General features: G+C 68.4%; 11 protein-coding genes. 4 read left to right on the top strand and 7 right to left on the bottom strand.

The features are described 5' to 3' along the window. Positions 1-32 precede the first annotated feature (32 nt). On the top strand, positions 33-1,583 hold the full coding sequence (locus FHW85_RS01910) for an MASE1 domain-containing protein (RefSeq protein WP_167254657.1): 1,551 nt from the start codon (positions 33-35) through the stop codon (positions 1,581-1,583). Here the strand turns inward: FHW85_RS01910 and FHW85_RS01905 are convergent. From FHW85_RS01905 to fusA, 4 genes are all read right to left on the bottom strand, one after another. Continuing rightward, positions 1,561-2,244: a hypothetical protein gene (locus FHW85_RS01905; protein ID WP_168647128.1), complete on the bottom strand. Its 684-nt coding sequence runs from the start codon at positions 2,242-2,244 to the stop codon at positions 1,561-1,563. The genes FHW85_RS01910 and FHW85_RS01905 overlap by 23 nt on opposite strands. A 246-nt stretch (positions 2,245-2,490) precedes the next feature. After that, the gene (locus tag FHW85_RS01900; RefSeq protein WP_168647127.1) at positions 2,491-3,036 is read right to left on the bottom strand and encodes a cytochrome b/b6 domain-containing protein; all 546 of its coding nucleotides are present in this window, start codon (positions 3,034-3,036) and stop codon (positions 2,491-2,493) included. Beyond that, positions 3,036-4,121, bottom strand: coding sequence for a catalase family peroxidase (locus FHW85_RS01895; RefSeq protein WP_168647126.1), 1,086 nt, complete (start codon positions 4,119-4,121; stop codon positions 3,036-3,038). The genes FHW85_RS01900 and FHW85_RS01895 overlap by 1 nt, the downstream gene beginning before the upstream one ends. 514 nt (positions 4,122-4,635) lie before the next feature. Then, entirely contained in the window at positions 4,636-6,801 is a 2,166-nt protein-coding gene (gene fusA, locus FHW85_RS01890; RefSeq protein WP_167254649.1) for an elongation factor G, read from the bottom strand. 220 nt (positions 6,802-7,021) lie between these two features. Between fusA and fabV the strand changes: the two genes are divergently transcribed. Continuing rightward, positions 7,022-8,224 carry an enoyl-ACP reductase FabV gene (fabV, locus tag FHW85_RS01885; RefSeq protein WP_168647125.1) on the top strand — a complete coding sequence of 401 codons (1,203 nt, stop codon included), beginning with the start codon at positions 7,022-7,024 and terminating at the stop codon, positions 8,222-8,224. Between the two features lie 233 nt (positions 8,225-8,457). Here fabV and FHW85_RS01880 read toward each other — a convergent pair whose 3' ends face one another. Continuing rightward, positions 8,458-20,856 carry an autotransporter-associated beta strand repeat-containing protein gene (locus FHW85_RS01880; protein ID WP_168647124.1) on the bottom strand — a complete coding sequence of 4,133 codons (12,399 nt, stop codon included), beginning with the start codon at positions 20,854-20,856 and terminating at the stop codon, positions 8,458-8,460. A 760-nt stretch (positions 20,857-21,616) separates the two neighbouring features. Here FHW85_RS01880 and FHW85_RS01875 point away from each other — a divergent pair. Together FHW85_RS01875 and FHW85_RS01870 are read left to right on the top strand one after the other, a co-directional pair. Further along, on the top strand, positions 21,617-21,868 hold the full coding sequence (locus FHW85_RS01875; protein WP_168647123.1) for a GlsB/YeaQ/YmgE family stress response membrane protein: 252 nt from the start codon (positions 21,617-21,619) through the stop codon (positions 21,866-21,868). Positions 21,869-21,945: 77 nt separating this feature from the next. After that, positions 21,946-22,146 carry a hypothetical protein gene (locus tag FHW85_RS01870; RefSeq protein ID WP_167254641.1) on the top strand — a complete coding sequence of 67 codons (201 nt, stop codon included), beginning with the start codon at positions 21,946-21,948 and terminating at the stop codon, positions 22,144-22,146. 7 nt (positions 22,147-22,153) lie between these two features. Here the strand turns inward: FHW85_RS01870 and FHW85_RS01865 are convergent, their stop codons facing one another. Then, entirely contained in the window at positions 22,154-22,498 is a 345-nt protein-coding gene (locus FHW85_RS01865; RefSeq protein WP_168647122.1) for a hypothetical protein, read from the bottom strand. A gap of 478 nt (positions 22,499-22,976) precedes the next feature. Further along, the gene (locus tag FHW85_RS01860) at positions 22,977-23,597 is read right to left on the bottom strand and encodes a response regulator transcription factor (RefSeq protein WP_167254637.1); all 621 of its coding nucleotides are present in this window, start codon (positions 23,595-23,597) and stop codon (positions 22,977-22,979) included. Between the last annotated feature and the right edge of the window lie 179 nt (positions 23,598-23,776).

Genomic DNA, 23,776 nt, shown 5'->3' with positions numbered 1-23,776 from the left:
CCGAATCGGGGAGCGGAGCGGCTGGCGCAAACATGGAATCCAGGCTTGGATGGTTAGGGCGGCAGCTCGCGGTCGCGATCATCTACGGCATCGCCTACATGCTGCTGCGCAAAGTGGGCTTCGCCCACTTCGTGCCCGCCAGCGGACTGAAACTCGCGGTCCTGCTGCTGACGCCGCGGCGCTACTGGCCGGCGTTCCTGGTCAGCGAAACCCTGTTGCTCGCCTACGATCTTTACGACGGCGTCGCCATGTTCGGCTGGGCGTTCTATCTCGCCTCCATCGTGCCGCCGATCGCCCTGCTGATGGCGGTGGTCGCCCTGTGCCAGGACCGCCTGCCCGGCGCCGCGTTTCCCGATATCCGCCTGGGCAGCGTGCTGGTGTGCATCTTCGGCGCCAGCGTGGTGCTGGTCGCCGACGGCCTGATGGTGGCTTCGCTGATGCCCGAGGCGGCGCGCTTCGGCCGCAAGCCGCTGACCGACCTGGTCTCCGATTATTTCCTCGGCACCTATAGCGGCATGCTCGCCGTGGTGCCGCTGGCGCTGGCCGGTGCGCAGCAGTGGCACGAGCAGCGTTCGCTGAGCGGCGTATGGATGGCCAATCGCAGCCTGCTGCAGGCTTCGGTGATCACGGTGATCGCGATGTCAGTCGAGGTGCTGGCGCTGTCGGGCACCCAGGACACCGCGCTGCGCTTCGTCGGCCAGGCGGTGCTGTTCGTGCCGGCCGCGTACTTCGCCATCACCTGGGGCTGGAAGGGCGCGGCGGTGATCGGCGCCATCGCCAGCTTCGGCATCGTTGCGCTGATGCCGGAGATGTTCGACATCGCCACCTTGATGACGCAGACCATGATGGCGCTGTTCCTCACCATCTCCACCGTGCTCGGCATGCAGACCACGCGGCTGGAACATGCGCTCGCCGCGGTGGACGACCAGCTGGACAAGGCCCGGCTGGAACAGCACCTGGCGGAGATGAAGCTGCAGCGCAGCTCGTTCGAGCTGGCTTATGTCAGCGGCGAGCTGGCGCGTGCGCATCGCCATCTGCTGATCCAGCTCGATCACTCGCCCAACCGCGGCGAAGTGGATACCTACAAGCGCACCCTGACCATGACCACCTCGCGCCTGAAGGAAATGGCCGATGCGCTGTCGCCGCCGATGGGCGCGGGCCATCCGCATGCCTTGAGCGAAGGTCCGCTGGTGCAGGTGCTCGACTCGCTCGGCATTGCCTACCAGGCCAACGTGCATGGCCAGTGGAGCCGGCTGCCGCGCAATACGCTGTCGCTGCTGTATCGCCTCGCCTGCGAAGCGGTGACCTACCTGCTCAAGGAATGCCCGAGCGACCGCATCGCGCTGACCACCGACACGCACACCACCGACAGCGGCACCACCATCCACCTGAGCGTGCGCAGCGAAGGCGTGCCGATGGCCCCGCCGGCACAGGACAAGATCACCAAGGGATTGGGCACGCTGGGCCTGGGGCTCGGCGAGCTGCGCCTGCGGGCGCAGCTGTTCAACGGCGACGTGATGGTGGATGGGCGCAGCGTCCAGGTGACGCTGCGCCAGGAACTCACTGTTCCCCGATTCGATTGATCGGGCAGCTGTTCGGGTCTTCCTTGCAGTTGGAATCCGGCGTGTCCTGCGGCGACAGGCGCATCGACTGCTGCGGATTGGCGCGATTGATCGGGCAGCTGTTCGGATCCTGCTTGCAGTTGGAGATGTCGCCGTCCGCCGGCGAAAGATTCGTGGTCGGCATGGTGACGCGGCGGTTGATCGGGCAGCTGTTGGGATCCTGCTTGCAGTTCGACGGATCGTCCGCCGGCGCGTAGCGCCCACCCGCCAGGGTGGCATCGGCCACCGTCCACACATATTGGCCGGCATCGTTCAGCCCGACGCTCAAGCTCACCAGCCCATCTTTGTAGACCGTTTCCGCACCACGGATGGCAGCCACGGCCAAGGGCGATTCCGGCGTGGAAACGCGCTCGGCATCGACACCCATCGGCAACACCAGATGCACCCCCGCAGCCGCCGCGACGCCGGCGCGCACGCGCCCCGCGGCATCGTTGACCTGGACGTACTCGATGCCGTCCTTGACGAAGGTATAGACGTGCCAGCGCGGACTGATCGAACGGTCCACCGTGCCGGGCGCGGCGCTACCCATGCCCTGCGTGGGGCCAGCCGCCCACACGACCGAACTGCAACTCAACGACACGCCCGCGGCAAGCAGGCCCCATGCGAGATAGCGCAGCTTCATCGTGGTGATTCTCCCTGTGGTGTCACCCCTGTGGTGTCAACGCATCGTGACCAAGCCATCGTGATGGCCGGGTGAGCGGTGCGCTATGCAATGGATACTCGAACGTGCAGTCAACGTCTGCATTTAGGTGACGTTCGAGCACCGATCCCCGGGTGAAACGCGGCGAGAACGTTTACGCGCACGCAGTACCGCGCAGGGGCCGAGCGGGGCCGGTGCATGACCTCGCTCGTGCCGGCATGCCGACTATCAGCGGCGCGGCCGCCACCCCACCATGCTGCCCAGCACGCCATCCCGGCGCACCAGTCCGTGATAGAGCGCCGCGCCCAGATGTGCGAGGAAGGTGGCGAACAGCAGCACCGCCAGCCATGCATGCAGATGCCGCAGCACCGCGAACGCCACCGCATTCGCCGGCAGGATCGAGGGCAGCCGCAGCGAAGCGCTGAGCATCACCGGATACCCGCCCGCCGAAAGCATCGCCCAGCCGACCAGCGGCAGAGTCAGCATCAAGGCGTACAGCAACCAGTGCGAAGCCAGTGCCGCCCACTTCTGCAGCACGGGAAGATCGGCAGGCAGAGGCGGCGGCGGATTACGCCATCTCACGATCAGCCGCACCACCGCCAACACCAGGATCGCCACGCCCAGCGGCTTGTGCAGCCGCACCAGCCAGTCATGGCGCTCGGATACCGAAGCCACCATCCCCACGCCGATGAACAGCATCGCGATGATCAGGACGGCCATCAGCCAATGCAGCAGCCGCGCGGGCCACACGAACATATCGGTCGGGCGTGCCATCAGCGGGCCTCCTTCTTTGCGGTCGCGCTACCTGGCAGGTGCGCCTCTTCGCTGGTGCGGCGCAGGTACGAAGCGGCGTAGGCCGCCGAACGCGCGGGCAGCAGCGGATCGTCCGAAGCCTGGATGCCGTCGGGCAGCACCAGCGGGTCGTAGTTGACGTCGCGGCAGGGGCCGCTGTCCTGCGGCTGGGTGGAAGTGAGCTCCAGCGTGCCGGCATCGATTTCGCGGCGGCTTGCCGGCCACGCCTTGGTTGCGTCGGACGTGGGATCGCCGGGATCGGCCAGCGTCACCAGCAGGTGCCAGCGCAAGGGGCCGGCCGCCAGGCGTTGTACGAGGTCGGCCGCGAGATAATCCTCGCCCTGCCCCGCGCTGCCGTCCGCCCTGGCCTCCGGCACCATCCGCCAGCGCACCGGGTGATGCGCGCCCTGCGCGTCGACCAGCTCGAACGCGTTCAAGCTCCAGTAGCTGTCCACCGCATAGCTGGGCGAAGGCTTCGCCGTCTTGACCCAGGCCAGGAACGCGCCGGCTTCCGGATGCGCACCGAAGAACGCGCCGACCTTGGCCTGGTCCGGCTTGCCGCTCGCCGGATCCGGCTGCTGCGCCTGCAGCAGTTCGTAGAAGGCCTGCGGCGTGGCCACCGGAAACACCGGCATGCTGTTCATGCCCGTGCGCCATTGCTGCCCGTTGGGCTGGGTCAGGCGCAGCGCCATGCTGCGGATCGGCGCGCTGCTGTCCGGCGCATAAGGGTTGCCGCCGGGAATGGCGAAGCGCCCGACCACCGGCACCACGCCCGGCGCGAACACCTGCGCCTTCGAATACGACTGCAAGGCGCCATTGCCGGTGAACGTGCCTGCCACGCACACGCCCTTGGCGTGGTTGCGGCGATAGCCCGGATGCACGCCGGCATTGGACTGCAGCTGGTCGACCAGTTTCTGCGCCGTGAGCCGCCCTGGCGTCAGCCAGCCGCCGGCGTAGCCCAGGCCTGCGGCGACCACCAGCGGCACGCCGGCGATCATGCCGTAGCGCCACCATCCACCCACGCGCCGCAGGACGCGGCGCCCTTCCCCATTTCCGTTCGATCCCATGACACCTGCCCCGTGGCTAGCCGACGATGCGCTGTTTTCGTAGGAACAAACCCGGAGGTTACTTCCTTCAGAAATGTCTGCCTGCCTGACGGATGGCCGATGCCGCGGGCGGCGCAAAAAGAAGGCCCCCTGTGCGGGGGCCTGGGAGTGCCTCGAAAGTAACCGCGAGGTGCTACCTCCGGGCACGGGCGAGACTCTGCGACGGCTTGCATCCGGGTCCATGGGCAAGGCGTGAAATCCGCCGAGAAGGCGGGAATCCGGGTGCTGCGTCACGCTTTTCAAAGCCGTGATACGGAGCTCGTTCGCACTGACGGCGCCTTCACGTTGCGACCGGTATCTAGTCACCCGTCGGGACGGTCTTGACCCCCCTTTCAACCCTCCCGACAGGCTATTTCCCAACGGATGGCCTGGCCCCCGCAAGGGGGCCATTTTTATGGGCGCGACAAAAATCGGCGCCATAAAAAAAGCCGCCGGGCGAACCCGGCGGCTTTCTCGATCGGGCAAGGCGAAAGAATTACTTCGCGCCTTCCTTCTCCATCAGCTTCGCGACCATGCTGGCCGGCACTTCCTCATAGTGGTCGAACTCCATGGTGAAGGTGCCGCGGCCGCTGGTGGCCGAGCGCAGGAAGTTGATGTAGCCGAACATCTCCGCCAGCGGCACGAAGCCCTGCACGAAGGCGTTGGTGCCACGCTGGCCCTGGTCGCTGATCGAACCGCGGCGGCGGTTGATGTCGCCGATCACGTCGCCGAGGTAGTCGGCTTCGGTCACCACTTCGAGCTTCATCACCGGCTCGAGCAGCTTCGGGTTGGACATCTTGTGCGCTTCGCGGAAGCAGGCCTTGCCGGCGATTTCGAACGCCAGCGCGGACGAGTCCACGTCGTGGTACTTGCCGTCGACCAGGCGCGCCTTGAAGTCGAGCACTTCGTAGCCGGCCACCTGGCCTTCGCGCGACTCCACCGTCACCGCATGTTCCACCGCCGGGATGTACTCGCGCGGCACGCGGCCGCCGACGATCTCGTCGGAGAAGATCACGCCGCTGCCGGGTTCGCCCGGCTCGAAGATGATCTTCACTTCGGCGAACTGGCCCGAACCGCCGGACTGCTTCTTGTGCGTGTAAGTGTGCTCGATGGTCTTGCCGAACGCTTCGCGGAAGCTCACGCGCGGCTTGCCCATGCTGGCGTCGACGCCCAGCTCCGTGCGCATGCGGTCGATGGTGATTTCAAGGTGCAGCTCGCCCATGCCCTTGAGCACGGTCTCGCCGGTTTCCTTGTCCACTTCGAGCTTCAGCGACGGGTCGGCCTTCACCATCTTGTAGAGGGCGGAGGACAGCTTGTCGATGTCGTTGCGGTTCTTCGGCTCCACCGCCACGCTGATCACCGGGTCGGGGAAGCGCATGCGCTCCAGCAGCACCGGATGGGCCGGATCGGTGAGCGAGTCGCCGGTCTCGGTTTCCTTCAGCGAGACGAAGGCGCAGATGTCGCCGGCGCGCACTTCCTCGATGTCCTTGGTGGCATTGGCCTGCACTTCCACGATGCGGCCGATGCGCTCCTTCTTGCCGCGGGTGACGTTCTGCAGGGTGTCGCCCTTCTTGATCACGCCGGAGTAGATGCGGCAGAAGGTGAGGCTGCCGAACTGGTCGTTGATCACCTTGAACGCCAGCAGGCGCGCCGGAGCGTCGTCCACCACGCCCTGCTCGCCGACCACGTGGCCGTCTTCGTCGACCAGCGCGATGCCGCCGTTCTCGCCCGGGTAGGGCATGTAGTCGACCACGGCGTCCAGCAGCTGCTGCACGCCCTTGTTGCGGTAGGAGGAGCCGCAGAACACCGGCACCAGCTTGCCGCTGACGCAGCCCTTGCGGATCGCCTTCTTCAGCAGTTCCAGGCTGAAATCGCCGCTCTTGACGTAGGTTTCCACGTCGCCCGCGTGCAGCAGCTTGTCGAAGGCCTCGTCGTCCATCTCCAGCGCGCGCTCGATGGTTTCCTCGTGCAGCTTGGCCAGGTTGGCCACCCACTCGCGGTCGCCGGTGGCGCTGAACTGGCACTTCGGATGGCTGGCGACCTGGTCGAGCGGGACGCTCTCCCAGGTGCTGTCCTTGTCGTCGCCCTGCCAGATGTAAGCCAGGCCGGCGACGAGGTCGGCCATGCCGATGAACTCGTCGTTGCTGCCGAGCGGCACCTGGCACAGCAGCGCGTTGGCGCCCAGGCGGTTCTTGATGCCTTCGACGGCGTGCTTAAAGTTCGCGCCGATGCGGTCCATCTTGTTGACGTAGCACATGCGCGGCACGTTGTACTGGTCGGCCAGGCGCCAGTTGGTCTCGGTCTGCGGTTCCACGCCGGCCACGCCGTCGAACACCACCACGGCGCCGTCGAGCACGCGCAGGCTGCGGTTCACTTCGATGGTGAAGTCCACGTGCCCGGGGGTGTCGATCACGTTGATCTGGTGGCCCTTCCACTCGGTCGACACGGCGGCCGACTGGATGGTGATGCCGCGCTTGCGCTCCTGCTCCAGATAGTCGGTGGTGGTGGAGCCCTTGCCGTCCTTGGTGTCGTGCACGTCGACGATCTGGTGCTTCTTGCCCGTGTAGTACAGGACGCGTTCGGTGGTGGTGGTCTTGCCCGCGTCGATGTGGGCGATGATGCCGATGTTGCGGTAGAGCGAAAGCGGTTTTTGGCGAGGCATACGGCCGTCCGGGTTGGTTGGATGGGAAGAAGGAATGGGAAAGCGGGGGGCTAAACCTGGAGATTCTAATGGGTTATGGCTACCGGTGGAAAACGTGCGGCGGGCACGAGCAGGCCGGGCCGGGTCCCGGACCCGCCGGAACCTACGTGCCAGTACGGGTAAAACGGCGCCATTTGGCTAAAATGCCCCGCTTTCACGCCCCAAGACGGACCCGAGACTCGTGATCATCAACCCCAAGATCCGCGGCTTCATCTGCGTCACCGCCCACCCCACCGGCTGCCGCCAGAACGTGCTGGAGCAGATCGCCATCACCCGCCAGGCGGGCGCCGCCACCCCGGCCGGCCCCAAGCGGGTGCTGGTGCTGGGCGCCTCCACCGGCTACGGGCTGGCCTCGCGCATCGCGGCGGCGTTCGGTTTCGGGGCCGCCACCCTGGGCGTGTTCTTCGAGAAACCCTCCAGCGAGAGCAAGCCCGGCACCGCCGGCTGGTACAACGCCTGGGCCTTCGACGAGGCGGCCAAGCAGGCCGGCCTGTACAGCAAGTCGATCAACGGCGACGCCTTCGCCAACGAGACGCGCCAGCGGGCCATCGAGATCATCAAGAACGAGATGGGCGGCCCGATCGACCTGGTGGTCTATTCGCTGGCCTCCCCCGTGCGCAAGCTGCCGGATACCGGCGAGGTGGTGCGCTCGGCCCTCAAGACGGTGGGCGAAACCTTTACCGCCACCTCGGTCAACACCGACAAGGACGAGGTGATCCAGGCCACGGTGGAACCGGCCACCGAGCAGGAGATCAAGGACACCGTCACCGTGATGGGCGGCGAGGACTGGGCGCTGTGGATCGACGCCCTCAGCCAGGCCGGCGTGCTCGCACCCGACGCCAAGACCATCGCCTACAGCTACGTGGGCACCGAGATCACCTGGCCGATCTACTGGCACGGCACCCTGGGCAAGGCCAAGCAGCACCTGGACAACACCGCCCGCGAGCTGCGCCAGCGCCACCCCGGCCTGGACGCCCGCGTCGGCGTGATGAAGTCGGTGGTAACCCAGGCCAGCGCGGCCATCCCGGTCATTCCGCTGTACGTGTCCCTGGCCTTCCGCATCATGAAGGAGAAGGGCATCCACGAAGGCTGCATCGAGCAGGCCAACCGCCTGCTGCGCGAGTTCATGTACCGCGCCGACGGCAAGCCGGCGCCGCTGGACGACGAAGGCCGCCTGCGCCTGGACGACTGGGAGCTGCGCGACGACGTGCAGCAGGCCTGCAAGGCCCTGTGGCCGACCGTGACCACCGCCAACCTGAAGCAGATCACCGATTACGAAGGCTTCAAGGCGGAGTTCCAGAAGCTGTTCGGGTTCGGGCGCAAGGATGTGGATTACGCGGCGGAGGTCAATCCGGACGTGCACTTCGACGTGGTGCAGCTCTAACCGAAGGAACCCTTCTCCCCTCCGGGGAGTACGCGGGGAGGGCACATGGATGTGCCCGGCTTTGAGGAGCGAGGAAGGTGGCGGCAGCCGGATGAGGGGCGGGTGCTCGCGGTAATGTTTCTACCGGGCGAGCAAGAGCTTTTGAGCTTGTAACGACCCTCCGCGCACCGCTCCGCCCGGCCCCTCACCCCAACCCTCTCCCCGGCGGGGAGAGGGGGCAAAGGCGGCGGCGCTCAGCCGTCGCACAGCGGCTCGGCGGCAGCGGGCTTCGGCTTCGCCGGTACCGCCCTCTTCTTTTTCACCACCACCGCCGGCTTGGCACCCGTGCCCGGCGCCGGCACGTGGCGCGGCCCCGTGCGCTTGCTCTTGGCGATCGCGGCTTTCTTGGCGCCCGCCGCAGCGCGCGGCTTGCACTTGCCGAGCGGGGCGTCGTCCGTAGCTGCTGGCTTGGCCGCTTCGGCGGCACCCGCACCGGCAGCGGCCAGCGCGGCGCCGGCAACCACCGGCGCGGCCTTGTCGCCACGCGAGGACGGATCGTCCGCCGCGGGCGCTGCAGCCGGCACGGCCGCGGCGGCCGGAGCCAGCGGCGCCGCCGGCAGCGCGTCCATCCGGCGCGCGCTCGCCGCCATCGCCGCGGCCGGCGCGGCAAAGCTCCAGCGCACGCCCAGGTTGGCGGCATGGCTGTCGCCGCGGCTGGCGATATCGGCGGTGTAGTAGAAGTAGGTGCTGGCCTGCGGCGAGATGTCGAAGCTGAAGCCGGCGCCTGCCTGCCAGTGATTGCTCACGCCGGGCGTGCCGTGCACGGCGAAGCCCATGTCCGGTGCGCCGGCGAAAGCCACGCTGGTGGTGGCATCCGCATCGGCACGCGTGTCGTGCAGATAGCGCAGCAGGAAGATCGGATGGATCTGCGTGCCATTGGCCTGCCTGGCGAAATCGCCGATCACGCGCAAGCCCGCGCCGTAGGCCATGCTGCTGGCGCGCGAGCGGCCCACGGCGAGGTTGGCATCGCCCGCGCCCTGCTCGGTGAAGGCGTCGTACTTCACCTTGGCGTAGTAGGCGCCGACGAAGGGCTCCAGATGCCACGCGCCGGTGTTGAAGCGATAGCCGCCTTCCAGTCCGGCGTTGAGCGACGTGCCGTCGTAGCGCGAGCTGGCGCGCGAATCGAACAGCGGCCCCACCTGGATGCTGCGGTCGCCGCTGGCGCGCTGCCAGCCATACGAAGCCGCGCCTTCCACCCACCACTGCTCCACCGGCATGTACAACGCATGCAGGCCCAGCGTGTACTGGTCGATATCGACCCGGTCGCGGCGGCTGTCCACCTGGGTGCGTGAATTGCCGAAGCTGGCATGCGCGCCCAGGCGCAGATCGGAACCGAGCGTGGTATCCGCGCCGACGATCACGCCGCGGATGCGGTAGTCGGTCTGGGCAATGCCATTGCTCGCGTCGCGGCTGGAACTGTACGTATACGGCTCCGCCCACACCGCCGTGCCCTGCTCGCCGGTATCGCGCGCCAGCTTCAGGCGATGGAACACGGTATCGAGCAGTTGGCCCTGGCCGTTGAGTTCGTAGCGCGTGGACGAGGCATAGGTCTCGCCGGTCAGCGTGTCGAACGAGCCGATCACCTGGTCGCTGGTGAGGCCGCGCGCGTAGCCGAGCAAGGTGGCCAGGCGCTGCGGCGTCTGCTGCGAGATCGTCTGCAGCGCACCCGCCATCGCCACCTGGTTGGACGACAGCCCCGGGTACTGGTTGAACGGCGTGCCGGTGGGCGCGCCGCTGCCGGCCTGGGTCAGCGTCAGCAGCACCGCGTTGCCTTGCGTGGTGACGCTGGCGGTGAGGAAGGGCAGCAGGTTCTGCACCACGCTCGCATAGCTGCCGCTCAGTCCACCGGTGGCGTTGAGGATGGTGTAGGTGGTGGTCGGCGCGTAGGAGCCGGCCGCCGGCAGCGCCACCAGCTGGCCGCCGAGCGTGGCCGCGCCGTTGACCTGCACGTGGTCGCTGGTGCCCGCCGCGGTGGCGCGGATATCGGTGATCGCACTGCCGCCGCTGCTCAAGCCGCCCAGCGTGATGGTGCTGCCCGCCGCGCCGCTGCCACCGGCCATGCCACCCGCGCCGGGCAGGCCGCTCGGTGCCAGCGTGCCGTTCAAGGTGACATTGCCGCCGACCGTGCCGCTGCCGATCAGCGCGCCGCCATTGGCGATCGTCGCCGGGCCGCCCAGGCTGCCGTTGCTGTTCACCACCAGGTTGCCGCCCACCGTGCTGCCGCCGGCAAAGCTCGCCGCGGTGCCGCCGGCGATGCCGAGCGTGCCGCCCGCGCCGACGTTGAGGTTGTCGATGTTGTTGAACGTGCCGGAAGGCAGCGTCGCCTCGCCGGTGCCGGTGAGGTTGACCGCGGTGCCGGCGCCCTGCCCGTTCACCGTGCCGGTGATGCCGCCCAGCGCACCGTAGCCCACGTTCACCGCGCTGCCGGCGCCCAGGTTGAGCGTGCCGGCCAGCGCACCGTTCACCGTCGCGCTGCTGCCGCTGCCCTGCAGGTTGGCGGTGGCGCCTGTGCCGACGCTGATGCCGCCGCTGTACGGCGAGGTGGCGGTCAGCGTGCCGCCGTTCACCGCCAGCGAACCGCCGAAGCCGCCCAGCGCACCGCCGAGCGTGAGCGTGCCGCTGCCTTGCTTGTCCAGCGTGCCGGTGCCGGTGAGGCTGCCGTTGAGGCCAAGATCCGCCGCGCCCTGCACGGTGAGGCCGTTGCCGCCGATGCTGACGTTGTTGGCGAGCGTCACCGCGGCATTGGATTGCAGCGAGCCGCCGTTGGCGGTCAGCGCACCGGTACCCAGCGCCGTGGCATTGCCCACCACCAGGTTGCCGCCGCCGAGCGTGACGCCGCCGGTGAAGCTGTTGGCGCCGTTCAAGGTGATCGGCGCCGTGCCGCCCACGTTCACCGCGCCGCTGCCGGAAAGCGTGCCGCCCAGCGTCAGCGCCTGCGCGCCGCCCAGGCTGAGCGCGGCGCCGAGCGTGACGTCGTTCGCCACGGTGAGCGGCCCGGTCGCATCGAGCGTGGTGGCCCCCGCGACGTCGAGCGCACCCGTGCCGAGTGCATTGGCATTGCCGAGAACCAGGCCGCCGCCGTTGCTCGTCAACCCGCCGGTGAAGGTATTGGCGCCGCCCAAGGTGAGCGTCGACGCACCGTCCTTGACCAGATTGCCGGTACCGCTGATCGCGCCATTGAGCGTGAGCGCGCCGCCCGCGCCCGGCAGCGTCAGCGTGGTGCCGCCGCCGAGGGCGATGGCATTGCCCACCGAGACCGGAGCCGACGCATCGAGCGTGGCCGCGCCATTGACCGTGAGCGCGCCGGTGCCGAGCGCGTTGTTGTTGCCCAGCAGAACCCCGCCACCGTTCAGCGTGACGCCACCCGTGAAGGTATTGGCGCCACCCAGCGTGAGCGTGGAGGCGCCGTCCTTGACCAGGCTGCCGCTGCCGCTGACCACGCCGCCGAGATTCACCGCGCCGCCGGCGCCGGGCAAGGTCAGCGTGGCGCCGCCATTGAGCGCGACGTTGTTGGCGACGTTGAGCGCCGCGGTCGCATCGAGCGTGGCCGCGCCGTTGACCGCGAGCGCACCGGTACCCAAGGCATTCGCGCTGCCGACGATCAAGCCGCCCGCATTGAGCGCAACACCGCCGGTGAAGCTGTTGTTGCCGGACAGCGTCTCCACCCCGCTGCCGTTCTTCACCAGGCTGCCCGTGCCGCTGATGGTTCCGGCAAAGGTCTGGTTGCTGGCGTCGCCGAAAGCCAAGGCGTTCGCACCCAGATTGATGCCACCTCCCGCGCCGCTCAGTGCACCGATGGTCTGCGCACCACCCGCTGCGCTGAGATCCAGCACGCCGGTGCCGTTGAGCGTGACCGCCCCCGTCGCCGCCAGGCTGCCGCCCGCGCCCAGGGCCAGCGTGCCCGTGTTGATCGTGGTGCCGCCGGTATAGGTGTTGGCGCCGTTCAAGGTCAGCGTGGCGTTGCCGTCCTTGACGAGGCTGCCGCTGCCGCTCACCGCGCCGTTCAAGCTCAGCGCGCTGCCGCCGAGCACGTCGAGCGCGGCGCCCGCGCCGAGCGTGACCCCGTTGGCCAGTGCGATCGGACCGCTCGCATCCAGCGTCGCCGAAGCACCCACGTTGAGCGCACCGGTACCGAGCGCCGCGTTGTTGCCTACCAGCAGGCCGCCGCCGTTGAGCGTCACGCCGCCGCTGAAGGTGCTGGCGCCGGACAGCGTCTGCACGCCGGTGCCGTTCTTGATCAACCCGCCGCTGCCGTTGATGGCGCCGGCGAACACGCTGCTGGCGGCGCCGCCGAGCGTGAGGCTGGCGGCGCCCAGGTTGACGGTGCCGCCGGTGCCGGCCAGCGCGCCGATGGTCTGGTTGCCGGCCGCGCCGATATCGAACGTACCGGTGCCGCCGAGCGTCACCGTGCCGGCCGCGCTCAGGCTGCCGCCCGCGCCGAGCGCCAGCGTGCCGGCATTGATGGTGGTGCCGCCCGTATAGCTATTGGCGCCGCTCAGCGTGAGCGTCGCCGCACCGTCCTTGATCAAGCCGCCGGTGCCACCGATCGCGCCGCTCAAGGTGAGTGCATTGCTGCCCACCACGTCGAGGTTGGCGTTGAGGTTCACCGCATTGGCGAGGTTCAGGCTCGTGGTGTTGTCGAGCGTTGCCGCGCCATTGACCGTCAGCGCGCCGCTGCCCAGCGCACCGGCATTGCCCACGCTCAGCCCGCCCGCATTGAGCGCGACGCCGCCGGTAAACGTATTGGCTCCGCTCAGCGTCTGCACGCCCGCGCCGTTCTTGATCAGGCTGCCGGTGCCGGAGATCGTGCCGGCGAAACTCGTGTTGCCCACGCCGTTCAGGGTGAGCGCGTTGCCGCCCAGGCTGACCGTGGTGCCCGCACTGCCCGCCAGCGAACCGATCGCCTGGTTGCCGCCCGCGCTGATATCGAAGGCGGCGCCGGGATTGATCAACGCAACGGCACCCGTCGCCGCCAGGCTGCCGCCCGCGCCGATAGCCAGCGTGCCCGCATTGATCGTGGTGCCGCCGGTATAGGTGTTGGCGCCGGTCAGCGTCTCGGTGCCCGCGCCATCCTTCACCAGGCTGCCGCTGCCGGCGATGCCGCCGCTGAAGGTGCCGTTGGTGGCGCCGCCGACGTGCAGCGTATTGGCGCCCATGTTCACCGTGCCGCCGCCGGTGAGCGTGCCGAACACCTGCGTGCCGTTGCCGGCGGAGAGATCGAAAGTGGCGCCGGTGGCCACATTGACGATGCCGCCCGCATTGAGGCTTGCACCCGCGCCCAGCGCCAGGATGCCGCTGTTGATCAGCGTGCCGCCGCTGTAGGTGTTGGCGCCGTTCAAGGTCAGCGTCGCCGCGCCTTGCTTGGTCAGGCTGCCGAGGCCGCTGAGGTTGCCATCGAGCGTCAGCGCATTGCTGCCGCCCACCGTCAGCCCGGCATTGAGCACGATGTTGTTGGCAAGGGTGACCGCGTTGTTCGCATCCAGCGTGGCCGCGCCGGCCACGGTCAGCGTGCCGGTGCCGAGCGCGCTATTGCTGCCCACGATCAGGCCGCCATCCACCAGCGCCACGCCGCCGCTGAACGTGTTGTTGCCGGACAGGGTCTGCGTGCCCGTTCCGGTCTTCAACAAGCCCCCGGTGCCACCGATGGTGCCGGCGAAGGTCTGATTGCTCGCATCGCCGAAGGTCAGCGTGTTGGCGCCGAGATTGACGCTGCCGGAAGCGCCGGCCAGCGAGCCGATGGTCTGGTTGCCGCCCGCGGAGATATCGAAGCTGCCGGTACCGCCGAGTGTCACCGCTCCGTTGGCGGCGAGGCTGCCGCCCGCGCCGATCGCCAGCACGCCGGACTGGATCGTGGTGCCGCCGGTATAGGTGTTGGCGCCGGTGAGCGTGAGCGTGGAGCCGCCATTCATGCTCAGGCTGCCGGCACCGGAAATCACGCCACCCAGCGTCAGCGCGCCACCGCCCTGCACGGTGAGGCCGGCGCCCAGCGTCACATTGTTGGCGAGGCTGATATTGCCGTTGGCGGCCAGCGTGCCGGCGCCGTTGACGCTGAGCGCGCCGGTGCCCAGAGCCGCGTTGTTGCCTACCACCAGGCCGCCCGCATTGAGCGCGACGCCGCCGCTGAACGTGCTGGCGCCATTGAGCGTCTGGATGCCCGCGCCGTTCTTGATCAGGCCACCGGTACCGCCGATCGCACCGTCGAAGCTGGCATCCACCGCACCGCCGAGCGTGAGCGTATTGGCACCCAGGTTCACGTTGCTGCCGGCCACGCCGGACAGCGTGCCGATCGCCTGGTTGCCACCCGCGCTGATATCGAACGCGGTGCCCGCGTTGACCAGCGACACCGCTCCATTCGCCGCAAGGCTGCCGCCCGCGCCCAGTGCCAGCGTGCCGCCGCTGATCACAGTGCCGCCCGTATAGGTGTTGGCGCCGGTGAAGGTCTCCACGCCCGCGCCGATCTTCACCACGCCACCGCTGCCGGCGATGCCGCCGCTGAAGGTTCCATTGGTGGCGCCGCCGACATTGAGCGTGTTGGCGCCCATGTTCACCGTGCCGCCGCCGGTGAGCGTGCCGAAGGTCTGCGTGCCGTTGCCGGCCGACAGATCGAAGGTGGCGCCCACCGCAACATTCACCGTGCCGCTGCCCGCAAGGCTGGCACCCGCGCCCAGCGCCAGCGTGCCGCTGTTGATGAAGGTGCCGCCGAGATAGCTGTTGGCCCCGTTCAAGGTCAGCGCGGCCGCGCCGTTCTTGATCACGCCACCGTTGCCGCTGAGGTTGCCATTGAGGGTGAGCGCGTTGCTGCCGCCGAAAGTCAGGTCGGCATTGAGCAGCATGCTGTTGGCAAGCGTGAGCGCGGTGGTGGCATCGAGCGTGGCGGCGCCGCCCACGGTGAGCGTGCCGGTACCGAGCGCGGTGTTGCTGCCCAGGCTGAGCCCACCCGCATTGAGCGCAATGCCGCCGGTGAAGCTGTTGTTGCCCGACAAGGTCTGCGTACCGGCGCCGAGCTTGATCAAGCCACCGGTGCCGCCGATGGCGCCAGCGAAATTGCCGCTGCCCGCGCCGCCCAAGCTCAGCGTGCTGGCGCCGAGATTGACGCTGCCGCCTGCACCGGCGAGCAAGCCGATCGTTTGATTGCCGCCACCGGAGATATCGAACAGCCCGGTGCCGCCGAGCGTTACCGTACCCGTCGAACTGAGGCTGCCGCCGGCGCCCAGGGCCAAGGTGCCCGCATTGATCGAGGTGCCGCCTGTAAACGTGTTGGCACCGGTCAGCGTAAGCGTGGAAGCGCCATTCATGGCAAGGCTGCCGGCACCGGAAAGCACGCCGCCCAGCGTGAGCGCACCGTTGCCCAGCACATTCAAACCAAAGCCGGCGCCGAGGCCGATCGTATTGGCCAGGCTGATATTGCCGTTGGCGGCAAGCGAAGCGTTGCCGCCCAGCGTGAGCGCCCCCGTGCCCAGCGCCGCATTGTTGCCAACCACCAGGCCACCGGCGTTGAGCGTCAGTCCACCGCTGAACGTGCTGGCGCCGCCGAGCGTCTGGATACCCGCGCCGTTCTTGATCAAGCCGCCGGTACCGGCGATGGCGCCGCTGAAATCCGCATCGGCCGCGCCGCCCAGCGTGAGCGCATTCGCGCCCAGGTTCACCGTGCTGCCCGCGATGCCGGCCAGCGATCCGATCGCCTGGTTGCCGCCGGCACCGATATCGAAAGCCGCACCCGCGCCGGCAAGATTCACCGCGCCATTCGCGGCCAGGCTGCCGCCTGCGCCCAGGGCCAGGGTGCCGGCATTGATGGTGGTGCCGCCGAGATAAGTATTGGCGCCGGTGAGCGTAGTGATGCCGGCGCCCAGTTTGACGATGCCGCCGTTGCCGCCGATTCCGCCGCCGAAACTCAGGTTGGCGGCGCCGCCCAAGCCAAGATTGTGCGTGCCGAGCAGGATGCTGCTGCCCGCGACGCCGGACAGATCGCCGATCACCCGATCGGCGCCTGCCGCGGAAAGATCGAGGCTTGCGCCGGCACCGGCGAGGTTCAATGCGCCATTCGCGGCGAGGCTGCCGTTCGCACCCAGGGCGATCGTGCCGGCGTTGATGGTGGTGCCGCCGGTGAAGGTGTTGGCGGCATTGAGGGTGATCGACGCGGCCCCGTTCTTTACCAGCGCACCGGCGCCTGAGATCGCACCGTTGAAGCTCAGCGGCTGGCCGCCGATCAGGTTGAGCGCGCCGCCCACACCGAGATTCACCGCATTGCCCAGCGACAATGCAGCCGTACCGTCCAGCATGACGTTGCCGCCGACGTTCAACGTGCCGGTGCCCAGCGCCGCGCCATTGCCGAGCAGCAGGCCGCCCGCATTCAAGGCGACGCCGCCGGTGAAATTGTTCGCGCCCGTCAGCGTCTGGATGCCGGTACCGACTTTCACCAGTCCGCCGGCGCCGGTGATCAGGCCGCCGTAGGTCTGGCTGGTGCCGTTGCCCAGCGTCAAGGTCTGCGCACCGAGATTGACGGTGCCGCCCAGGCCGGCCAGCGAACCGATGGTCTGGTTCGCGCCGCCGCTCAGGTCGAACGTCGCACCGGTGGCAAGCGACACGTCGAGGTTCGCGCTGAGGCTGCCGCCCGCGCCCATCGCCAGGGTGCCAGCGTTGATCGCCAGGCCGCCGCTGAAAGTGTTGGCGCCATTCAAGGTCAGCAACGAACCGCCGCTCTTGATCAAGCCGCCCGTACCGACAAGCCCGCCGTTGAACACCAGCGGCTGGCCGCCGAGCACGTTGAGCGAAGTACCCGCGCCGAGCGTGATGACGTTGCCCAGCGTGAGTCCGGCCGAAGCATCGAGCGTGACATTGCCGCCGACGTTCAAGGCGCCCGTGCCCAGCGCCGCACCGTTGCCCACCAGCAAGCCACCCGCATTGAGCGCAAGCCCACCGCTGAAGGTGTTGGCGCCATTCAAGGTGAGCAGCGCGCCGCCGTTCTTCACCAGCGCTCCGGTGCCGCCGATCGCGCCATTGAAGGTGAGCGGCTGGCCGCCCAGCAGGTTGAGCGTGCCGCCTGCGCCGAGATTCACCGCATTGCCCAGCGACAACGCAGCCGTGCCATCCAGCGTGACATTGCCGCCGACACCGAGGGCGCCCGTGCCAAGCGCGGCGCCGTTGCCGAGCAGCAGGCCGCCCGCATTGAGCGCGAGACCGCCGCTGAAGGTGTTGGCACCGGTGAGCGTCTGGATGCCGGCGCCGACTTTCACCAGGCCGCCGGTACCGGCGATAAGGCCGCCGAAGCTCTGGCTGGTGGCGTTGCCCAGTGTGAGCGTCTGCGCGCCGAGATTGACGGTGCCGCCGAGACCGGCCAGGGTGCCGATGGTCTGGTTCGCGCCGCCGCTCAAGTCGAACGTGCCGCCGGCGGCGAGCGAAACATCGACGTTGGCCGTCAGGCTGCCGGCAGCGCCCATCGCCAGCGTGCCGGCATTGATCGCCAGGCCGCCGCTGAAATCGTTGGCGCCATTCAAGGTCAGCAGACCCCCGCCACTCTTGATCAAGCCGCCCGCGCCGGTGAGTCCGCCGTTGAACACCAGCGGCTGGCCGCCGAGCACGTTGAGCGAACCGCCCGCGCCGAGGCTGATCGCATTGCCCAGTGTCAACCCGGCCGACGCATCGAGCGTGACATTGCCACCCACGCCGAGCGTGCCGGTGCCCAAGGCACCCGCATTGCCCAGCAGCAATCCGCCACCGTTGAGCGCAAGACCGCCGCCGAAGGTGTTCGCGCCATTCAAGGTAAGCAGCGCGCCGCCGGTCTTTACCAGCGCACCGGCACCGGAGATCACGCCATTGAAGCTAAGCGGCTGGCCACCCAGCAGATTGAGCGTGCCACCCGCGCCGAGGTTGACCGCATTGCCGAGCGACAAGGCACCCGTGCCATCCAGCGAGACATTGCCACCCACGCTGAGCGCGCCGGTCCCCAGCGCGGCGCCATCGCCGAGCAGCAGGCCGCCTGCGTTCAGAGCCACGCCGCCGCCGAAGCTGCTGGCGCCGGCCAGGGTCTGAATACCGGTGCCCAGTTTCACCAGTCCACCGGTGCCCGCGATACTGCCGGCGAAGCTGGTGTCGCCCAGGCCATTGAGGGTGAGCGTGTGGGCGCCGAGATTCAACGAACCGCCGAGGCCGGCGAGCGAACCGATCGCCTGATCCGTGCCCGCGCCCGACAGATCGAGATTCGTTCCCGCCGAAAGCGTGATGCCCGCGCTCGGCGACAGACTGCCGCCGGCACCCAGCGCCAGCGTGCCGCCGAGAATGGAAAGGCCGCCGGTGAAGCTGTTCGCACCGCCGAGCGTGAGCGTGGCAGCGCCGCTCTTCAGCAGGCTGCCCGCGCCGGAAAGACCGCCGTTCAACGTGAGCGCATTGCTGCCGAGCAGATTCAAGGAACCGCCGCCGCCGATCGCGATGGCGTTGTTCAAGGCGAATGCGCCGGAGGTGTCGAGCGTGGCGGCGCCTCCGACATTCAATGCGCCGGTGCCAAGCGCTCCGGCATTGCCGAGCAGCAGGCCGCCGCCATTGAGCGCAAAGCCGCCGCTGAAGGTGTTGGCACCATTCAAGGTGAGCTGCGCGCTACCGCTCTTGGCCAGGCCGCCGGCACCCGCAATCAATCCGTTGAAGCTGAGCGCCTGCCCGCCGAGCAGGCTGAGCGTGCCGCCCGCTCCAAGGTTCACTGCATTGCCCAGCGACAAACCCACGGAAGCGTCGAGCGTGGCGTTGCCGCCCACGTTCAACGCGCCGGTGCCAAGCGCACCGCTGTCGCCGAGCATCAAGCCGCCGGCATTGAGCGACAGGCCACCGGTAAATGTGTTCGCGCCATTCAAGGTGAGCAGCGCGCCGCCGTTCTTCGCCAGCGCGCCGCTGCCGCCGATCAAGCCATTGAAGCTCAGCGCCTGGCCGCCCAGCAGGTTGAGCGAAGTGCCGGCGCCGAGGTTCACGGCATTGCCCAGCGAAAGGCCAAGCGACGCATCGAGCGTGGCATTGCCGCCGACGTTCAACGCACCGGTACCCAGCGCACCGCCATTGCCCAGCATCAGGCCGCCGGCATTGAGCGCCAGGCCGCCGCTGAAACTGTTCGCGCCATTCAAGGTAAGCAAGGCGCTGCCGCCCTTCACCAGGCCGCCGGTGCCGCTCATCGCTCCGTTGAACACCAGCGGCTGCCCACCGAGCAGATTGAGCGTGCCACCCGCGCCAAGGTTGACGGTATTGCTTAGCGACAAGCCCACCGAGGCATCGAACGAAACATTGCCGCCCACGCCCAGCGCGCCGCTGCCCAGCGCGGAACCGTTCGCCAACACCAGGCCGCCCGCATTGAGCGCGACGCCGCCGCCGAAGGTATTGGCGCCGGACAGCGTGATCGGCGACGTCGTATTGATCGCCAGGCCGCCCGTGCCGGAGAGCACGCCGCCGAAACCGAAGTTGTTGGTGCCGCCGAGCGTAAGGCTGCCGTTGAGCGCGACGTTATTGCCCAGCGACAAGCCCGCGGTGGATGAGGCCAGCGCGCCGCCGTTGACCGTGAACGAGCCGCTGCCGAACACGTTGGCGTTGTCGAAATTGATCAGGCCGTCGTTGAGCGTGGCGTCGGTGCTGACCAGCGCGCCCTGCAGATTCCACGTGCCGCTGTGCACGGTCAGATGCTGGAAGCCGAGATAACCGGCGGCGCCGATGGTGGTGGCAGCGCCGCCCGTACCCGAACCGGGACCCGCGGCAGAGTTCTGCAATACCAGCGTGTTGTTCGCACCGGTGCCCGCGCTGACCGTGCCGGCCGCGGCCAGCTTCACGCCGGTGACGCCGGTCATCACACCGGCGATGGCCGTGCCGCCCGAAGCGTTGACGCTGGAACCCGAAACCGCCGTGAAGGTGCTGCCGGCGGCCGAGTCGCCGAGGTAGATACTGCCGTTGACCGTGCCGGCATTGAGAAACGTATTGCTGCCGCTGCTCGCCGCGCCCAGGCCGATGCGGCCGGTGATGGTGCCGGTATTGGTGAGGTTGGCGTTGGCGCCGCCATAGGTCACCACCGCGCCCGCGTCGGCGGTGTTGCCACCGCCGAGCAGCGACATGCCGATGGTGCCGGCGTTGGCGATGGTGGTGGTGCCGCCCGCGCCGTTCTGCACGGTCAGCGCCTGGCCGCCGAAGCCGAACAGCGTGGCGATGTTGAACATGCCGCGCATCGAGCCGCCGGCCAGGTTGTTCACCGCGATGGTGTTGGCGGAGGCGTTGCCGAGCACCGAGCCGGCCATCACCAGCGACAGGCCCGCGCTGTTGGTGGTGGGATCGATCGTGCCCTGGTTGTTGAGCGTGATGCCGTTGCCGGTGAGCGTGAGCGAGTTGCCGCCGACGATCGGCGGCGAACTGACCACCGCGCCGGTCTGCACGTTCACCGTGACATTGGCCGTGCTGTTGGAAAGATTGTTGGTGCTGGAGCCGGTGGCGCAGGTAACCGTGGTGCCGGCGGTGGTGCACGCGGCGAATGCCACGCCGGTGGTGAACGGCAGCGCGATCACCGGCGCCAGCGCGAGCAGGATGCTTTGGACCAGGGGGCGGCGGCCGAAGCGGCCGGAACGATGCACCTGCATGACGGTTTCTCCTTTGCACGAATGGGCACGCACCGCAGCCGCCATCGGCCCGCGCAGGCGCGCGGACGCACGGCGACGCGCCGCCCCGCGGGCGGCGGATCGAATCAGATGAAAATCAGGAATCCCCTTCCGCGCGGTTTACGCGGGATGCGGCCCTGGTGGCGACGCCGGGGGAGGCCCATCGCGATGGAATGAGCCGCGGCGATAGCTGGAACGAAGCACCTGCATGACAGCCTCCTTACCGATAGGCACCGCACCGTTGCCAGCTCGCGTACCCCCTGGAGGTCGTTCCACGCCCCCGCCCTGCCGCGAGCCGGTCCGCCGCTTGCGTGAAGCGGTCGGTCCACTTGCGTCGAAGAATTCGCGCGGCTCCGCACGCGAGCTTCGATCCCCTGCCGGTCGTCCGCTCCTCTGCCGGGAGGAGCGGCGGCGATGTTCCTTTCCGTAAAAACTGCGCGCCATATCACGAAATGCGCGCGCGGCGGAGTTTGCCGCCACGTGCCGTGAAAAGGTCGTCAATCGATCAGATGGCCGAAAGAAAACGCCGCAGCAAGAACGACGCCAACCGCGCTCGGATCAGCCTGAACAGCTGCCGCACGAAAACGGCTTCGTTGCGTGCAAGTAGGACTTATCTGAAAGAGCCGCCGCAGCGCGCTTCCTAGACTGCCGCCCGACCCGACCGCAGCACGCGGCGGGCCATGCGGCCGGGACACGGGGGCACTCCCGCACGGCCGTTCCATCAACGAACGGAGGGCATGACATGACGCACGGCATCCTGGCGTGGCTGGTCATCGGGGCGGTCGCCGGCTGGCTGGCCGGTGTGGTGATGAAGGGCGGCGGCTTCGGCCTCGTGGTCGACATCGTGGTGGGCATCGTGGGCGCCTTTATCGGCGGCTGGCTGTCGGGCCTGCTCGGCATCAGCCTCGGCGGCGGACTGATCGCTTCGATCGTCACCGCCACGCTCGGCGCGATCGTGCTGCTGTTCGTGGTGCGCCTGTTCAAGCGCGCCTGAGCACGGCGCCGGTCCACAGCAAGGCAGCGCGCGCGACGGTGGCATGCCGCCGCGCGCGCCAGCCGGGGGGCGACATCATGCAGACCATCGTTTACCGCATCCAGGAAGACCAGAACGGACGCTGGACCCTGTGGACTGGAGACCTGCCGGTTTCCGGCGGCCTGCGCCTGGGTCCGGCGATCAAGCTGGCGCGCATGCTCGCGCGCGAACGCAGCGACGACGACGCGCGCATCGAACTGGTGAGCTGCGGCCACACCATCGCGATCGACCGCTGCTGAGCGGCACTCAATAAAGGCGCTTGAGCGTCGCCACCGCGCGGCGCAGCACGTCGCCCATGTCCGGATCGACCGCCAGCAGGCTCTCTTCGGTACGCAGCATGGCCAGGGCGATTTCGTCGTGCAGGGCGGGCGCGCCCCATTCGGCTTCCAGGATGCGGCGGAGCAAGGGCTGGCGGATGCGCGCGAGCGACGCCGGTTCGTCCTGCCTGGTATGCGCGACCAGCTCGGCCAGTTCGCGCCACAGCTGCATGTCGCGCGGGCTGTGATAAGGCCGCGTGCGCGCATCCCCGACCAGGCGGAGCACATCGAGCAGCGAGCGGCGCCGGATCGGCCAGGCCATGGCAGCGTTCATGCCCGTCCCGCTTTGGCGTACAGCCCTGCCGTGGCGGCGACCTGCGTGCATGACCCGTTGCGATTCCTGCTCATCGTCTTTCCCGAATGACCGTTGCTCCGACTGCCGATGCCATCCGTTGCATGTGGATCCCGCATGGAATGAGGATCCCGGCACCCAGGCGCCAGGGGGCTAGTGCCTGGGTACCGCCAGCGTTAGCTCGCCGACACATACGCATCCTTGGTATGCGGGAAACCGGGTGCGGCACGGGGTGGGCGCTGAGCCCTGAAAGAGCGGACGTGCCCCGTCGCACTTGGCATGGCACATTTTGGTGACGGGGAGCACGCTTTGAATCAGAAAAGTCCTAGTGCGCACAGAATGTGCTTTAAGTCACGCAATTGACCGAAATGACGTGATAAGCGGCTGAACCCCGCATTCAGGCACGCGAAGCGCGCCGGCCAGCGGGGCCTGCGGGGAAGGAATCCGGTTGAGGGAGGGGCTACAACAGCCCGTTGGACCGCGCGTAGTCGAACAGCTGCTTGTCGCCGTCCAGGCCGAGCTTGCGCATGGCGTCGCGCTTCTGCTGGCTGATGGTCTTGACGCTGCGGCCGGTGCGGCGGGCGATCTCGGAAACCGTGACGCCCTGGGCGAGGAAGCGCACCACCTCGGCCTCGCGCGGCGACAGCGCGCTGGTTTCGTCGCCGCCCTCGATCTGCCGGCGGGTGCGTTCGCTCAGGTACACGCGGCCGGCCTTGATCATGTCGATGGCCAGCATCAGCTCGCGGGTCATCGCCATCTTGTCCACCACGCCGCGCACGCCGGCGGCGAGCATGCCCTGCACCAGGGCCGGGTTGCTGAGCATGGTGAGCACGAGGATGGGCAGCTGCGGCCAGTGTTCGCGCACGCGGGCGAGCATGGCCAGGCCGTCTTCGTCGGGGTTGTCGCCGGGCATGGCGAAGTCGGTGATGAGCAGGTCGCAGGGCTCGCGTTCGAGCAGAGCGAACAGCTCCTTGCCGCTACGCGCCTCGCCCACGATGCGGAAGCGCTCGCCGTAGCCCTGCAGGGCTGCCTTCAATCCCATCAGTACGACGGGATGATCGTCGGAAATGATGACCCGCAACGTGCCCTGCCTTGCCTGGGTAACCCCCTTGCCAACTGCCCCGGCGGGCTCCCCCCGGCCGGTCCGTCCGGTTTGTACCGGAACGGCGGCAACAGTAGCATGAACGCGCAGCGGGACATGGACACCGGCCGCCTGCGCCACGGGGAGCATCGCCAACCACAGCAGGCCGCCGGTCGCCG

The sequence above is a fragment of the Dyella sp. SG609 genome, assembly GCF_012275375.1.
Taxonomy (GTDB): Bacteria; Pseudomonadota; Gammaproteobacteria; order Xanthomonadales; family Rhodanobacteraceae; genus Dyella_D; species Dyella_D marensis.
The sequence above is the reverse complement of the archived record's forward strand: the minus strand, read 5'-3'. Positions and strand labels throughout refer to the sequence as shown.